Origin of the sequence: Kistimonas asteriae (assembly GCF_018263925.1) — a bacterium.
In the GTDB taxonomy this organism is placed as follows: Bacteria; Pseudomonadota; Gammaproteobacteria; order Pseudomonadales; family Endozoicomonadaceae; genus Kistimonas; species Kistimonas asteriae.
On the sequence record NZ_JAEVHF010000010.1, the window covers coordinates 41653 to 58401 of the forward strand.

Genomic DNA, 16749 nt, shown 5'->3' on the forward strand with positions numbered 1-16749 from the left:
GTAAGCCTTGGGTAGTCGGTACTTAGGTGTGGGATGCTGGCAAGTGACTGCCCTCTTCAGATCACGCACTAAAATCCAGCAAAAAAAATGTCCTTGGCGGACCAGTTAAGGTAGATCACTCGTGAATAGCAAAAGACCAGTCAACCTCGATATAACTACTATAAGGTTGCCGTTACCAGCCTATACCTCAATTCTTCACCGTATCTCGGGTGTCATCCTGTTTGTGGGCATCGCCTTTCTTCTGTATGGGCTTGATTTGTCGCTTGGCTCAAAGGAAGGGTTTGATCAGCTGAAAGAATGCCTGCAAAGCCCGGTGGCCAAATTTATCACCTGGGGATTGTTGTCGGCGCTGGCCTATCATTTGGTGGCAGGTGTAAAGCACCTCTTCATGGATGTCGGTATTGGTGAAGGTAAGGCTTCTGGTGTGATGGGCGCCAAACTGACCATTGCGGTTTCTGCCGCTCTGATTGTTCTTGCGGGGGTATGGGTATGGTAACCAATATTACAAATCTTTCTCGGAGTGGATTGTACGATTGGATGGTGCAGCGTGTTACCGCCATTGTACTTGCTGCTTATTTCGTGTTCTTGACGATTTACCTCGTGGTTAATCCTGGTCTGGGTTTTGATCAGTGGAGTGGGCTTTTTCAGCAGACCTGGATGCGGGTGTTTACCATGATGGCGCTGCTGGCGCTGGGTGGACATGCCTGGGTGGGCATGTGGACGATTTCAACGGACTATTTGACAGAGAAAGCGCTGGGTAACAAGGCGTTGCCTGTCAGATTCTCTTTTCAGGCGATTTGTGGTGTTGCGATGTTCAGCTATGTGGTCTGGGGCATCCAGATCCTGTGGGGGCTATGATTTATGACCGGAATACGAACTCTGTCTTTTGATGCCATTGTGGTCGGTGGCGGTGGTGCTGGCATGCGTGCGGCGCTGCAGTTGACTGAATCAGGATTGAGGACGGCCTGTGTCACCAAGGTTTTCCCCACGCGTTCACATACTGTTTCTGCCCAGGGTGGTATAACCTGCGCGATTGCCAGTTCTGATCCTAATGATGACTGGCGTTGGCATATGTATGACACCGTCAAGGGGTCAGATTACATTGGCGATCAGGATGCCATTGAATACATGTGTTCTGTTGGTCCGCAGGCTGTTTTTGAGTTGGAACACATGGGGTTGCCATTCTCCCGTACAGAAACCGGTCGTATTTACCAGCGTCCTTTTGGTGGTCAGTCCAAGGATTTTGGTAAGGGTGGTCAGGCGGCCAGGACCTGTGCCGCTGCAGACCGTACCGGCCATGCCCTGCTGCATACTTTGTATCAGGCCAATCTCAAGGGTGGCACAACATTCTTTAACGAATGGTATGCCGTTGATCTTGTGAAGAATCAGCGGGGCCAGGTTGTTGGTGTTGTTGCTATTTGTATTGAAACGGGTGAAACCGTCTATATCAAAGCCAAGGCGACAGTGCTTGCTACCGGTGGCGCTGGACGTATCTACCAGTCCACCACGAATGCGCTGATCAATACAGGTGATGGCGTCGGTATGGCGCTGCGTGCAGGATTCCCTGTCCAGGATATGGAAATGTGGCAGTTCCACCCCACCGGTATTCATGGTGCGGGCACACTGGTTACGGAAGGGTGTCGTGGTGAAGGCGGCTACCTGATTAACAGTGAGGGTGAGCGCTTCATGGAGCGCTATGCGCCTAATGCCAAGGATCTTGCGGGCCGCGATGTGGTTGCTCGCTCCATGGTTATTGAGATTCTTGAAGGGCGCGGTTGTGGTCCCAACAAGGATCATGTACTTCTCAAGCTGGATCACCTGGGCGAGGAAACCTTGAATCTCAGGTTGCCGGGTATTTGTGAGCTTTCACGCACATTTGCTCATGTCGACCCCATCAAGGCGCCGATTCCTGTTGTTCCCACGTGTCACTACATGATGGGTGGCCTGCCGACCAATATTGGTGGTCAGGCGCTCACGCAAACAGCAGATGGCAACGATGTCGTTATTGATGGTCTGTATGCTTGTGGTGAGGCGGCTTGTGTGTCTGTTCATGGTGCTAATCGCCTGGGTGGAAACTCGTTGCTGGATCTGGTGGTCTTCGGTCGTGCTGCTGGTTTGCAGATTGAGCAAAGCCTGAAGGAAGGCTTTGATAGTATGGATGCCAGTGAAACGGATCTGGATCAGGCGATGACACGTCTGAATCGCCTAAATGCCAGTACTGCTGGCGAAAGTGTCGCGGCGGTACGTAAAGATCTGCAGAGTACCATGCAGCTTTATTTCGGGGTGTTCCGTGAAGGTGAAAGCATGCAGACAGGTTTGGGTATGCTGGATGAGATTGGTCAGCGACTCCAGAATCTGCATCTCGAAGACAAGAGTCAGGCATTCAATACGGCGCGTATAGAGGCGCTTGAGCTTGAAAACCTCTATGAAGTCGCTTATGCAACGGCTGTTGCTGCGGAAGAGCGGAAGGAGTCTCGCGGAGCGCATGCTCGAAACGATTTCCAGGAGCGCGATGATGATAACTGGCTCAAGCATTCCATTTATTTCCCTGCCGATAAGCGAATTGGCAAGCGGGATGTGAACTTCGCTCCGAAAACCATGGAGCCGTTCCCGCCGAAAATTCGTACATACTAAGGTGATGGGGGAATATTATGACGCTGAATGTAAGTGTGTATCGCTATAATCCGGAGACGGATAATGCGCCTTATATGCAGGATTTCGAACTTGAAGTTCCTGAAGGTAAGGATTTGATGGTGCTTGATGTCCTGAATCTGCTGAAAGAGCAGGATTCGGGCTTGTCTTATCGACGTTCGTGCCGAGAGGGGGTCTGTGGCTCGGATGGAATGAATATTAGTGGCACTAATGGGCTGGCGTGTGTTACGCCGTTGTCTGAAGCCGTCCGAAAAGGGAAGCTGGTATTAAGGCCGCTTCCTGGTTTGCCGGTGATTCGGGATTTGGTCGTAGATATGAGTCTTTTCTACAAACAGTATGAGAAGATGAGGCCCTATCTGATCAACGATACATCCCCGCCTGCCATTGAGCGGCTTCAATCGCCTGAAGAGCGTAGTAAGCTCGATGGGCTGTATGAATGCATTCTATGCGCATGCTGCTCGACATCCTGCCCTTCATTCTGGTGGAACCCTGACAAGTTTGTCGGCCCGGCTGGGTTGCTTCAGGCGTATCGTTTCCTTGCTGATAGTCGTGATACGGCAACTCAGGAGCGCCTGTCGGCATTGGATGATCCGTTCAGCGTATTCCGTTGCAGGGGTATTATGAATTGTGTGAGCGTCTGTCCAAAAGGGTTGAATCCCACAAGGGCCATCGGTCATATCAGAGATATGCTGCTGAGGAGTGGCACTTGAGTTAAGGGCTCCTGCCAGGAGCCCTGTCAAATAATAGACACTGAGAGACTGTCAATCTGATTGTTGTATTTTGCAAATGATCAGTTATCACCGACTTTAATAACATCTATAATTAGTGCGTGGATTCGTACAGTTCGGATTGTTATATTTATCCGGCTGAATTTTGTCTGGATAAACGCTCAAAAAGCGTCTATCCAAGGGGCTGTCTTAATATCAGGTGTTCCTGTCCGTTGTTGTAGCGGAAGGATTGTTTTGTCAGCCAGTAACGGTTTTAACCAGCAGGGGCGGCCGGGTGACACCCGGACTATCTGTGGGGAACAGCAGCTTAAGCAAACTATTACCCAAGGCTTTCACTGCGCTAGTACTCTCCGGTTTCGACATCAGATAGTGACCCAATTGAGTGGGGTTACAGGATAATGCAAGAAGGTGTGATGCAGCGGATGTGGGGCACAGCTCATATATCCGGGGGAAACGCTGCATACGTAGAGGAACTGTACGAAAGTTATCTCCGCGATCCCAATACTGTGCCGGAGGAATGGCGCGATTATTTTTCGCGGCTACCTCAGGTTGCTGACTCCCAGAGTGCTGATGTCCCTCATTCTGCCATACGCGATAATTTCCTTCTCTTAGCCCGCAATAAATCCCGACAGCAGCCGGTTGGTGCGGGTGCTGTCAGCAGTGAACATGAAAAGAAGCAGGTTCTGGTTCTGCGTCTGATTAGTGCCTATCGAGTGCGTGGCCATCAAAATGCCACGATTGACCCTTTGGGGATTATGGGGCGAGAAGTCGTGCCAGATCTTGCGCTTGAGCATCACGGCTTGAGTGAGGCAGACCTGACTACCGATTTTCAAACGGGTTCTCTGTTTATTGGCAAAGAAGAAGCCTCGCTGGGTGAGATTATTCAGCTTTTGCAACGGACGTATTGTGGCAGCATTGGCGCTGAGTTCATGCATATTGTTGATACGCAGCAGCGCCGGTGGTTCCAGCAACGTCTGGAAAGTGTGCAGTCCAGCCCAGCTATTGGGGTCGACGCCAAACACCATTTGCTGGAGCGATTAACGGCTGCGGAGGGATTGGAAAAATATCTTGGTACCAAATATCCCGGGACCAAACGTTTTGGGCTTGAAGGTGGCGAATCACTGATTCCTATGCTGGATGAGTTGATTCAACGAGCAGGAACGTATGGGGCGCGTGAAATTGTGCTCGGTATGGCGCATCGTGGTCGTCTGAATGTATTGATCAATATTCTGGGGAAAAACCCTTCAGAGCTATTTGAAGAATTTGAAGGGAAAAAAATAGCCGAAAATGGATCCGGTGATGTTAAGTATCACCAAGGGTTCTCTTCCAATGTGATGACTCCCGGTGGAGAGGTTCATCTTGCTCTGGCCTTCAATCCATCACACCTGGAAATAGTAAGCCCTGTTGTTGAAGGATCTGTTCGGGCGAGACAGGATCGTAGAAGTGATGCCAAGCGACATTCAGTTGTTCCGATATCGCTGCATGGTGACGCTGCCTTCGCAGGGCAGGGTGTTGTCATGGAAACCTTTCAGCTGTCCCAGACTCGTGCATATGGCACGGGTGGAACGGTCCACATTATTGTGAATAATCAGGTTGGTTTCACAACCAGTCGACGTGAAGATGCGCGCTCCACGGAATATTGTACTGACGTTGCAAAAATAGTCGGCGCGCCCATTTTGCATGTGAATGGTGATGATCCTGAAGCGGTAGTGTTTGCCACGAAGCTGGCCATGGATTATCGCATGGAGTTTAAGCAGGACATCGTCATTGATCTGGTCTGTTACCGTCGTCGTGGTCATAACGAAGCTGATGAGCCATCCGGCACGCAGCCGATGATGTATCAGAAAATCAAGGAACAGAAGACTACGCGTACCCTCTATGCTGAGGATTTGCTCACTCAGAATGTCTTGACGGAAGTGCAGGATAAAAAACTGGTCGATGACTATCGGAATGCGCTTGAGAGCGGTTTGCATGTCGCCAAGAGCCTGGTAAAAGAACCCAATAAAGAACTCTATGTTGACTGGGCTCCCTATCTGGGACATGAGTGGACCGCGAGACATGATACCCGGGTTGCACTTGGCATTCTTCAGGAGTTGGGCCAGAAAGTCTGTGATACTCCGGAAGGCTTTGTCGCCCAGAGGCAGGTAGGTAAGATTCTTGACGACCGCAGGAAGATGGCTGCCGGTGCATTGCCTATCAACTGGGGTATGGCTGAGACATTGGCCTATGGCAGCCTGCTGAAAGAAGGGCATGCAATCCGCATTACAGGGCAAGATGTAGGCCGTGGAACTTTCTCCCATCGCCATGCGGTATTACATAATCAGAAAGATGGTTCTACCTGGGTACCGCTTGCTCATTTGGCCGAAGGGCAACCCCAGCTGCAGATCTATGACTCAGTGCTGTCCGAAGAGGCTGTTTTAGCCTTTGAATACGGTTACGCAACGACTATGCCAAATGCGCTGGTGATTTGGGAGGCGCAGTTTGGTGATTTTGCCAATGGTGCACAGGTTGTTATCGACCAGTTCATTGCCAGTGGAGAGCATAAGTGGGATCGTTTATGCGGTCTGACGATGTTGTTGCCGCATGGTTATGAAGGGCAAGGGCCAGAGCACTCATCTGCGCGTCTGGAGCGTTTCCTCCAGCTTTGCGCGGAACACAATATTCAGGTTTGTGTGCCCACGACACCTGCCCAGGTTTTCCATATGTTGCGCAGGCAAATGCTGAGACCTTTACGTAAACCACTCGTTGCTTTCACGCCGAAAAGTCTGCTACGTCATAAGTTAGCCATCTCTTCACTCGAAGATCTGGCTGATGGATCATTCCAGACGTTGATTCCTGAGGTTGATGCGCATGAAAAGGCTGAAGTCACACGGCTCGTCATGTGTAGTGGCAAGGTCTATTACGACTTGCTTGAGAAACGCCGCGCTGAATCACTGGATCACGTCGCTATCATTCGGATTGAACAACTCTACCCATTCCCTCAGGAAGACCTGGATGAGCTGATTGCTAATTATCCTAACCTGACGTCTATTGTCTGGTGTCAGGAAGAGCCTATGAACCAGGGAGCCTGGTATTGCAGTCAGCATCATATGCACCGTGCCATCGCTCAGCACAGCAATAAACAGTTGCAACTGCAGTATGCAGGGCGCGAAGCATCCGCGGCACCGGCTTGCGGCTACATGTCCATTCATGTAGAGCAGCAGCAGAAACTGGTAGCGGATGCACTGGGTCTCAATTGAAGCAGCACTGAAACAGAATCGCTCAAGGAACTAAATCGACATGGCCATTGAAATCAAAGCACCTACCTTTCCGGAATCTGTGGCTGACGGTACTGTTGCCAGTTGGCATAAGCAGCCGGGTGAGGCCTGCGCCCGCGATGAACTGCTTGCAGATATTGAGACCGATAAGGTTGTCCTCGAAATCGTAGCTCCCGCTGATGGCATCCTCAAAGAGGTGATTAAGGCAGAGGGGGATACGGTTCTCAGTCAAGAGTTGATCGGAATCTTTGAAGAAGGCGAAGGTGGTGTTGTTCAGCCTGCGACAGTAGATGTGGCAGTCGCTGCGACGCAATCGGCGGCGGTTCAGTCTGACGGAGCCGCGCCTCTGAGCCCTGCAGCCCGACGCATGGCTGACGAACATGGTATTGATCATGGTGCAGTGGCAGGTACTGGAAAGGGCGGGCGCGTCACCAAAGAAGATGTGCTCAACTATGTTGAATCCGGTGCCGGTGCCGCCAAGCCCGTGAGCAATGCGCCTGCCGCGAGTGTTGCCAAGGCGCCTGCGCCTGAAGCCATTGCGCCTGTTTTTGGTGGTGATCGTGTCGAAAAACGTGTCCCGATGACCCGTTTGAGAGCCCGTATTGCTGAGCGTCTGGTTGAGGCGCAGCAATCAGCAGCGATGTTGACCACGTTTAATGAAGTGAACATGAAGCCGATCATGGATCTGCGTCGCGAATACAAGGATCTCTTTGAAAAACGGCACAATGTCAAAATGGGTTTCATGTCCTTTTTCGTGAAAGCCTGTGTAGAAGCGTTGAAGCGTTATCCTGTGGCAAATGCGTCTATAGATGGGAATGATATCGTTTATCATGGTTATCAGGATGTTGGTGTTGCCGTATCCAGTGATCGCGGGCTGGTAGTGCCCGTGCTTCGCAATGCTGAGGATATGAGTCTCGCTGAGGTTGAATTAACAATCAGGGAATTCGGTGAAAAAGCCAAGGAAGGGAAACTCTCCATTGAGGAGATGACGGGGGGAACCTTCACGATATCCAACGGTGGTGTATTTGGATCACTGCTTTCAACACCGATTCTGAATCCGCCACAATCGGCGATACTCGGAATGCACAAGATTCAGGAGCGCCCGATGGCGGTCAATGGTGAGGTGGTTGTGCTGCCCATGATGTATCTTGCGCTTTCCTATGATCACCGTTTGCTGGACGGCAAGGAAGCGGTACGCTTCCTGGTCACAGTGAAGGAATTGTTGGAAGATCCTGCACGCATGCTGCTGGATGTCTGATTTGTTTTCGACAGGGGGCGGCTTGTACTGTCCCCAGATAATTGTTTTGAATCCGGGAAAGCGATATGGCTGAAAAATACGACGTGGTGGTAATAGGCTCAGGACCTGCAGGTTATGTCTGTGCCATCCGTGCAGCCCAGCTGGGCCTGAAAACGGCCTGTATCGAAAAGTGGGTAGACGAAAAGGGAAAAGCCAAACTGGGCGGTACTTGCCTGAATGTTGGTTGTATTCCCTCCAAGGCGCTGCTCGACAGCTCCTACAAATATTACGAAGCTAAAAAGCACTTCGATGTTCATGGTATTACGACCGGTGAGGTCGGTATTGATGTTCCTGCCATGATTAAGCGCAAGGACAAGATCGTTGGCAATCTGACCCAGGGCGTAGGCGGCCTGTTTAAGGCCAATGGGGTTACTCTGATTCAGGGAACCGGTACCGTACTGTCAGGTAAGCAGGTTAATGTGACTGCCGCTGATGGTTCCAGCCAGGTTGTGGATACCGAAAATGTTGTCATTGCAACAGGTTCAGTACCCGTGGAAATTCCTCCCACACCGCTGAATGCTGACATCATTGTTGATTCTACGGGGGCGCTGGAATTCCAGCAGGTGCCTGCCCGTTTGGGCGTTATCGGTGCGGGTGTGATTGGCCTTGAACTAGGTAGTGTCTGGGCGCGTCTGGGTGCCGAAGTGGTAGTGCTGGAAGCTCAGGATCGTTTCCTTGCAACTGCAGATCAGCAGATTGCCAAGGATGCAGCCAAGATCTTTAAAAAGCAGGGGCTGGATATCCGTTTGGGCGCTCGTGTCACTGGCTCTGACGTGAATGGTAATGAAGTCACTGTCAAATATATCGACCAGAATGGCGAAGAGCATTCACAGGTTTTCGACAAGCTGATTGTTGCCGTTGGTCGTCGCCCATTGACTGAAAACCTGATTGCACCTGATTCCGGTGTGAATCTGGATGAGCGTGGTTTCATCTTTGTTGATGAGCAGTGCCGGACTGATGTACCAGGTGTCTTTGCTGTCGGTGATGTTGTTCGTGGCCCGATGCTTGCGCACAAAGGATCCGAAGAAGGGGTGATGGTCGCTGAGCTCATTGCCGGCCAGCCTGCACAGGTCAATTATGATCTCGTGCCGTCCGTGATTTATACCCATCCTGAGATTGCATGGGTGGGTAAAACGGAAGAAGAGGTCAAGGCTGGTGCTGAGGAATACAAAGTGGGTACATTCCCGTTTGCTGCCAGCGGTCGAGCCATGGCATCTAACGATACCGATGGTATGGTCAAGGTGATTGCTGACAAGAAGACAGATCGTATCCTGGGAGTCCATGTGATTGGTCCCGCTGCCGCCGAACTGGTACAGCAGGGCGCTATTGCGATGGAATTCGCCGCCAGCTCCGAGGATCTGGCATTGACCATGTTTTCGCATCCGACGGTGAGTGAGGCGCTTCATGAAGCTGCGCTGGCTGTTGATGGACATGCCATTCATATTGCTAACCGCAAGCGTAAATAATCTGCAGGGTGAGACTCTCACCTGATCGAACGATGGCGGGCTTTTTAGCCCGCCAGCTCAAAAACAAGAATAGCCAGCGTGTTTATTTGTTCCAGAAGTCAAAGGGTAGGGCTTCCAGGGCCTGCCATAAAGAGTAATAAAAAACCGAATCATCTGAGATGAGGGAAGGGTCAATAGCATGAACTTGCACGAATACCAGGCCAAGCAGCTCTTCAAGGAGTATGGTCTGCCCGTATCCGTGGGTTTTGCCTGCAAAACTCCTGAGGAAGCGGTTGCAGCGGCGGATAAAGTCGGTGGAGATCACTGGGTGGTGAAGGCGCAAGTCCACGCTGGGGGGCGTGGCAAGGCCGGTGGTGTCAAATTAGTTAAAAGTAAGGATGAAATTCGTGCTTTTGCTGAGCAATGGCTGGGCAACCGACTGGTGACCTATCAAACGGATGAGCGGGGGCAGCCGGTCAGTTGTATTCTGGTGGAATCCTGTACTGCCATTGCCAATGAGTTATATCTTGGTGCAGTCATCGATCGTTCAACACGTCGTGTGGTCTTTATGGCTTCCACGGAAGGTGGCGTTGAGATCGAGAAAGTTGCAGAAGAAACGCCTGAAAAAATCCTCAAAGCGACTATTGATCCTCTCACGGGAGCACAGCCTTATCAGGCGCGGGAGTTAGCGTTCAAGTTGGGCTTGAATGCGGCTCAGGTGAAACAATTTACCAAGATTTTTCTGGGGCTAGCGAAACTGTTCACGGACTATGACCTGGCATTGCTTGAGATTAACCCGCTGGTGATTACCGAAGCCGGGGACCTGCTTTGCCTGGATGGAAAAATCAATATCGACAGTAATGCACTCTACCGTCAGCCAAAGCTGAAATCGATGCATGACCCCTCTCAGGATGACCCTCGTGAAGCGCATGCTGCCCAATGGGAACTTAACTATGTTGCACTTGATGGCAATATCGGCTGCATGGTGAACGGTGCAGGCCTTGCCATGGGGACCATGGATATCATCAAGCTGCACGGTGGACAGCCGGCGAATTTCCTGGATGTTGGCGGTGGTGCAACTAAAGAGCGGGTCTCTGAAGCCTTCAAGATTATTTTGTCAGATGACAGTGTGAAGGCCGTACTGGTTAATATTTTTGGCGGTATCGTGCGTTGTGACCTGATTGCTGAAGGTATCATTGGCGCAGTAAAGGAAGTGGGTGTGAATGTGCCGGTTGTTGTTCGGCTTGAAGGCAATAACGCAGAACTGGGCGCCAAGACACTGGCAGACAGTGGTCTTGATATCATTGCAGCAAGCAGTCTCACAGAAGCTGCTGAGCAGGTGGTCAAAGCTGCGGAGGGTGGCAAATGAGCATTCTCATCAATAAAGAGACCCGCGTCATCTGTCAGGGCTTCACAGGTTCCCAGGGAACATTCCACTCCGAACAGGCCATCGATTACGGTACGCGGATGGTGGGTGGTGTCACGCCAGGTAAAGGCGGTCAGACACACCTGGGATTACCGGTCTTTGATACGGTGCGTGAAGCCGTGGAACAAACCGGTGCAGAAGCGTCCGTTATTTATGTGCCGGCTCCATTCTGTAAAGACTCAATACTGGAAGCTGCAGATGCAGGGATTCAGCTGATCGTTTGCATTACAGAAGGCATCCCGACACTGGATATGCTGGAATGCAAAATTAAGTGTGATGAACTGGGTGTCAGGTTGGTTGGTCCCAATTGCCCGGGCGTCATTACGCCGGGTGAGTGCAAGATCGGTATCATGCCAGGGCACATTCATAAGCCCGGTAAAGTGGGTATAGTGTCCCGTTCCGGCACACTGACCTATGAGGCGGTCAAGCAGACAACAGACTATGGTTTTGGTCAGTCAACCTGTGTCGGTATTGGTGGTGACCCCATTCCGGGTTCAAACTTCATTGATATTCTTGCCCTCTTCGAAGCTGATGACAGTACAGAAGCCATTGTTATGATTGGCGAGATTGGTGGTACTGCAGAAGAAGAAGCGGCAGCTTATATCAAGGATCATGTGAGCAAGCCTGTTGTTTCTTATATTGCCGGTGTTACAGCGCCACCAGGAAAGCGTATGGGACATGCTGGTGCGATTATCTCGGGTGGCAAGGGCACTGCCGATGAGAAATTTGCAGCTTTGAACGATGCCGGAGTCAAGACCGTTCGGAGCCTTGCTGATATCGGTAAGGCCTTGAAAGAAATTACCGGTTGGTAAAAACAAAAAGCTTTAAAAAAAGGGCGCTATATAGGCGCCCTTTTTTATTTCTAAAATAAATAACAAAATAGTGAAAAATGCTGTCTAACACTATAAATACAGTGACAATAATTTGTCTTAGGTGATTATACTTAGTTTTAAGAACTGGGATAAAACAAGAAAGGAGTGGAACATGCTGGTAGGTGTACCCGCTGAAATCAAGAATCATGAGTATCGCGTCGGTTTGATTCCTGCTGCTGTCAAAGAGCTGGTAGGAAGAGGGCATTCTGTTATTGTTGAGAATAATGCGGGCGCCGCCATTGGTTTCGACAACGATGCCTATATAGCGGCAGGCGCTGAGATAGTCTCTACCGCAGAGGAAGTGTTTGCCCGGGCTGAAATGATTGTCAAGGTCAAGGAGCCTCAGGCGATTGAACGCAAGATGCTACGACCTGAACAGACACTGTTCACCTATTTACACTTGGCACCCGATGTCCCTCAGACCAATGACTTGATCGCTTCTGGCGCTACCTGTATTGCCTATGAAACTGTGACAGACGATGCTGGTCGTTTGCCGCTGTTGGCGCCGATGTCTGAAGTGGCGGGTCGGATGTCTATCCAGGCTGGCGCACATTGCCTCGAAAAGGCGATGGGTGGTCGTGGTGTTTTGATGGGGGGGGTGCCGGGGGTTGAGCCTGCGAATGTTGTTGTGATCGGGGGCGGTGTTGTTGGGTATAACGCCACTCTGATGGCGGTGGGTATGGGTGCTAATGTTACCGTGCTTGACCGTTCACTGGATGTGCTCAGACGGTTAGATCAGCAGTTTGGTAATCGTATCAAGACTGTTTTCTCTACCTCTCAGGCGATTGAGGAGTATGTGGCTGAGGCCGATCTTGTGGTAGGTGGTGTGCTGATCCCCGGGGCAGCAGCACCTAAACTGATTACACGTGAGATGATTAGTTCCATGAAGCCTGGCGCCGCCATCGTTGACGTGGCGATAGATCAGGGAGGATGCTGCGAAACCTCTCATGCCACGACGCATGCAGAGCCCACCTATGTTGTTGATGATGTGGTTCATTACTGTGTCGCTAATATGCCCGGTGCAGTTGCGCGTACGTCTACCATTGCGCTGAATAACGCGACGATTCCGTTCGTGCTGCAGCTGGCAGACAAAGGGCCCCGAAAAGCGATGGAAGAGAATCGACATCTGCTCAATGGTTTAAATGTTTGCAAGGGTATTGTGACCTGCGAGAGCGTAGCTGAAGCGCAGAACCTTGATTATCAAAGCCCGGAAGATATGCTGAAAGAACTCTGAAGCAGTACATTGGATAAAAAAACCGCAGGCTATAAACGCCTGCGTTTTTTTTATAGGTCTCTTAACGAATAGCTCAATACCTGTGAATCCTCTATGCTTCGCCACCGGGTTGATAACAGGTTGACAGGCATGCAGCAAGCCATTGACTTTCCGCAGAAGTATCGTTTTTTTAGGGCATTAAGACCTTTCTCTTTTAGTGTGGCGCTGATGACTTGCGGTCTTGGCGTTACCCTCGCCTATCAGTCGGGTGAAGGGCACTTTCTACGAGCCGTTTTAGTGATGGTTGCAGGTGTGCTGTTACAGGCCGCCACGAATCTGTTTAATGATTATGCCGATCTTGGTTTTTGGCGGCGCCAAACAACCACGTTAGCTAAAAGTGTCATACATCAGATCCGCATGAATGCACTGTGTGCCATGGTTATTGCTATTGTGGCTTGTTTGCTCGGGCTTTATTTAGTGAGTCATACGGGATGGTTGCTTCTATTGATTGGTCTGCTCGGTGTGGCTGGCGGGTACTTTTATACGGCTGAGCCGGTCAATCTTAAAGAACGGGGCCTTGGGTTGGTTGCTGTCTTTGTTTTTACGGGGCTGCTGATGGTGGAAGGTGCCTATATGGCCGTCAGTGGTGATTGGTCATTCCGTGTTTTGTTGTTGGCGTTGCCTTTGTCTATTTTGTCGAGCCTGGTACTTTTGGCCAATGAGCTGCGGGATGTGGAAGATGACAGTCGGCGTCATATAAACACATTCACCGTGCGTTTTGGGTATGTAGTTGGCCGCTCACTCTACCTCATTCTTTTCCTTGTGCTTTTTGCGGTTGTTGCATGGCTGGCTGCATCTCGTTATATCAATGAGCCAATGTGGCTTCTTCCATCGGTTTTCTGCCTGTATTGGCCACTTCGCTTGTTGTTTAGCGGGCAAAAGGATTTGTCACGTTTACCTCCCATGACGGGACGTGTCTTTATGGTGTTTGGTCTTGGGTTGATGTGTGCTGTGTAGTTGGATGCGGTCAGGAGCAGAATGTAAATCTCTGCTCCTGACCAAACCTTTTTGAACGTTAATTCTTCAGGCGCAATTCAAACAGCTTGGCTGCTGTATCTGGCATGCTGCCACTAACAGGAGACGAGGCTTTACCGTCGTGAATCAACTTCAGGGTTGTGTATTTCCGGTTGGTTACGTTTGTCAGCGACTCGGGCGTTCTCATGATGCTGGGTTTGATGAAAAGCATCAGGTTTTTCTTGGTGCGTTTATCTGTACTGTTGGTAAATAAGCCGCCTATTAAGGGAATATCGCCCAGGAAGGGGACTTTTGATGAGCCTTTCTGGACATCGTCTTGTAGCAGGCCGCCCAGAATGACGGTATTGCCATCATCGACGATAATCGTGGCCTTAATTTTTCGCTGACTGGTAATGGGGTCGCCACTTTGTGTCAGAGTGGATGAATTATCCAGTAAATTGGAGATTTCCTGTTCGATTTCTAATCGTAAAGATTCTCCATCACCGATGTGAGGTGTGACTTTTAGTGTCAGGCCAACGGGTTTTCTCTCTGTCGTCGTGAATGGATTGGTGCTTGAATCACTGCCAGTGGTGTAAGACCCTGTTTGGAAAGGCACCTCTTGTCCAACGATGAACTCAGCTTCTTCATTGTCGAGCGTTATCATACTGGGCGTGGAGAGCAAATTGGTTTTGGTTCGGCTGCTCAAAGCATTAACCAGCACACCAAAATTACTGTTTCTTAATGCCACGGTACCAATACTAATAGTGGGTAAAGGGGCACCGACTACGGAAACAGGATTTGCTGTATTGCTGGAATAGGTGTTTTTCCCACCAATACCCCATTGAATACCCAGTGCATCATTGACGTCACCCGATACTTCGACAATGGCGGCTTCAATTAATACTTGAGCCCTGCGAACATCCAGCTGCCTCACCAGCGTTTCGAGTTCTTTCAACGTGTTTGGATCAGCGATCATAACCAGGGCGTTGGTTGTTTCATCAGCTTTGATGAAGATATTGCCGGCCAGGCCCTTATTGCTACTCCGTGAATTGCTGCCCTGGCTGGTCGGGGCTGACGGTACACCGGAGGGTCTTGAATTGTTGCTGCTAGATTGGGAACCCGTATTTCCCTCTTTAATGGACTGGGATGCTTCGCTGAGAATCTCGGCGAGATTCTTGGCGTCGGCATGGCGGAGGAATATAACCCGCGTGGATGATGTCCGGATTCCCTGTTCGTCTAATGTGTGAACGAGTTTTCTGACCCGTGCGCGCTTGTTGGCATTGCCCTTGATAACGAGTCTGTTACTGCGCTCATCGGCAATAACCTGAAGGCTACTGGGTAGAGGTCCCTTGTTGCTTGATAGTGTGTCTTGAATGATTTTGCTGACATCGCCGACCCAGGCATGTTTGAGCTTGATGACTTCATAGTCATTGTCACTGGCGTCGTCCAGATCCCTGACCAAGTGGGTGATCCGCTCAACGTTGTCGGCCAAATCGCTGATCACCACTGCGTTGCCTGATGATGACGCTGCGGCGTGGCCGTATTGCGCGATTAAAGGCCGGATGATGGGAATGACTTCAACCGCAGAGACGCTGTGCAGATCTAAGACTCGTGTCACCATAGTGGCGTTGTCGGGCTTTGTCGCAGTGTCCGGCGAGGTGCCTGCGGTTTTGGCCGTGGTGGTGGGAATAATACTCTTGGCATTACCTTTCGGAATGACTGCATAGCCATTGGCGCTCAGGACCTCGAGAAAAATATCGTAAATCTGGTCCTTGTCCATGGGGGTGGATGAAATGACCGTAACGGTATTCCCACCCTTAATGCGGGGATCAATAACAAAGGTATCACCCGTGATATTGGCGATCTGGGCGATGAATTCCCTGATATCGGCATTCTGCTGGTTCAGTGTCCAGTGCTTTTCCGTGGCAGAAGCGTCCTGGCTTGATACCACTTGATGGGGCAGCGCCGACTCTTCTGCAACCGCAGGAAAACAGGTGAACAGCAGAGTGAGTGTCAATGCCCCAAGGCGTTTAATGCCTGCTCGCTCCGTTGAAAACATATTCATTGGCAACCTGTACAATTTATTGTTCGCTAAGGCTAATTCCCCTGAGCCTGCTCTAGACGCTGGCGCAGCTGTTCCATTCGATCTTCAAGGGCCCTGGCGTTCTCCTGGTATTGATCGCTCAGGCCGGGTATCTCTTTGGGCATGGGGGGCGTTTGCGGATAGCTCACCGTTCCCAGCCCCTTGTCATGGGTGATTTCCGGAAAGACCAGCTTTTGCAAAGCGCCCTGGTAGCGTATGACGACGTGGTGAGGGTGCACCTGATCCAGAACCGCGCCTCCGGGGAGTGAATCCCCAATCCGATAAAAGCGATCCTGACCGTTGCCGTCTTGAATGATAGCGCTGGAGTCAGTGGTTGTGTCACCTGCCAGTGCCCCGCGTAATGTCAGGTTCAGACTAGTCTTTGGGAGCTCCCGGGTGGCGAGTTGGGACTCAGACTCCTGGGCTTCACCAAACAAAAAGCTGAAATCGGCGAGAGTGAATGATTTCTGTGCAGTACTGTCTTCTGATGAAATGTCTGAGGCTTCAGGATTGCCCTGAAGGGTGTGATAGAGATTGAATGATTGCACAGTCAGCGTAGTAAGCATCCCTGCAGTCAGCAGGGCCAGGATAATGTTCGACTGGTGCTTCGCAAGCAAATTCAAAGATTTATCAAGCACTTCGTTGTTCATGTTGTCATGATTATCCTGGACGAACAGTGCAGGGAATTAAGCTTATTAATGTAGTTATTATTAAATATGATAACAGCAATTTTTTTTAAAATCGTCAAATGGCTCACAGAGG

General features: G+C 50.6%; 13 protein-coding genes. 11 read left to right on the plus strand and 2 right to left on the minus strand.

The window, feature by feature from the left end:
- The first annotated feature begins 121 nt into the window (after positions 1 to 121).
- The 11 genes from sdhC to KHS78_RS12435 all read left to right on the plus strand — a co-directional run bounded on the left by sdhC (position 122) and on the right by KHS78_RS12435 (position 13907).
- Positions 122 to 496, plus strand: coding sequence for a succinate dehydrogenase, cytochrome b556 subunit (gene sdhC / locus KHS78_RS12385; protein ID WP_211828783.1), 375 nt, complete (start codon positions 122 to 124; stop codon positions 494 to 496).
- Positions 490 to 858 carry a succinate dehydrogenase, hydrophobic membrane anchor protein gene (sdhD, locus tag KHS78_RS12390; RefSeq protein ID WP_211828784.1) on the plus strand — a complete coding sequence of 123 codons (369 nt, stop codon included), beginning with the start codon at positions 490 to 492 and terminating at the stop codon, positions 856 to 858. The genes sdhC and sdhD overlap by 7 nt, the downstream gene beginning before the upstream one ends.
- A 3-nt stretch (positions 859 to 861) precedes the next feature.
- A complete protein-coding gene (gene sdhA, locus KHS78_RS12395) occupies positions 862 to 2634 on the plus strand; it encodes a succinate dehydrogenase flavoprotein subunit (RefSeq protein ID WP_211828785.1) in 1773 nt (590 codons plus the stop codon).
- A 23-nt stretch (positions 2635 to 2657) separates the two neighbouring features.
- Positions 2658 to 3362, plus strand: a complete 705-nt coding sequence (locus KHS78_RS12400; protein WP_281417067.1) for a succinate dehydrogenase iron-sulfur subunit — start codon at positions 2658 to 2660, stop codon at positions 3360 to 3362.
- A gap of 416 nt (positions 3363 to 3778) precedes the next feature.
- Complete coding sequence (locus KHS78_RS12405) at positions 3779 to 6619, plus strand: 2-oxoglutarate dehydrogenase E1 component (RefSeq protein WP_211828787.1); 2841 nt, start codon at positions 3779 to 3781, stop codon at positions 6617 to 6619.
- A 40-nt stretch (positions 6620 to 6659) separates the two neighbouring features.
- Positions 6660 to 7895, plus strand: a complete 1236-nt coding sequence (odhB, locus tag KHS78_RS12410; RefSeq protein ID WP_211828788.1) for a 2-oxoglutarate dehydrogenase complex dihydrolipoyllysine-residue succinyltransferase — start codon at positions 6660 to 6662, stop codon at positions 7893 to 7895.
- 65 nt (positions 7896 to 7960) lie between these two features.
- Positions 7961 to 9400 carry a dihydrolipoyl dehydrogenase gene (gene lpdA, locus KHS78_RS12415; protein ID WP_211828789.1) on the plus strand — a complete coding sequence of 480 codons (1440 nt, stop codon included), beginning with the start codon at positions 7961 to 7963 and terminating at the stop codon, positions 9398 to 9400.
- Between the two features lie 178 nt (positions 9401 to 9578).
- Positions 9579 to 10748 (plus strand): ADP-forming succinate--CoA ligase subunit beta, encoded by a 1170-nt coding sequence (gene sucC, locus KHS78_RS12420; RefSeq protein WP_211828790.1) that lies wholly within the window; start codon positions 9579 to 9581, stop codon positions 10746 to 10748.
- On the plus strand, positions 10745 to 11617 hold the full coding sequence (gene sucD, locus KHS78_RS12425; RefSeq protein ID WP_211828791.1) for a succinate--CoA ligase subunit alpha: 873 nt from the start codon (positions 10745 to 10747) through the stop codon (positions 11615 to 11617). The genes sucC and sucD overlap by 4 nt, the downstream gene beginning before the upstream one ends.
- 172 nt (positions 11618 to 11789) lie before the next feature.
- A complete protein-coding gene (gene ald, locus KHS78_RS12430; RefSeq protein WP_211828792.1) occupies positions 11790 to 12911 on the plus strand; it encodes an alanine dehydrogenase in 1122 nt (373 codons plus the stop codon).
- 129 nt (positions 12912 to 13040) lie between these two features.
- Entirely contained in the window at positions 13041 to 13907 is an 867-nt protein-coding gene (locus tag KHS78_RS12435) for a prenyltransferase (protein WP_211828793.1), read from the plus strand.
- A gap of 58 nt (positions 13908 to 13965) precedes the next feature.
- Here KHS78_RS12435 and gspD read toward each other — a convergent pair whose 3' ends face one another.
- The gene (gspD, locus tag KHS78_RS12440; protein WP_211828794.1) at positions 13966 to 15963 is read right to left on the minus strand and encodes a type II secretion system secretin GspD; all 1998 of its coding nucleotides are present in this window, start codon (positions 15961 to 15963) and stop codon (positions 13966 to 13968) included.
- 38 nt (positions 15964 to 16001) lie between these two features.
- Positions 16002 to 16637 (minus strand): type II secretion system protein N, encoded by a 636-nt coding sequence (locus KHS78_RS12445; RefSeq protein ID WP_211828795.1) that lies wholly within the window; start codon positions 16635 to 16637, stop codon positions 16002 to 16004.
- Positions 16638 to 16749: the final 112 nt, after the last annotated feature.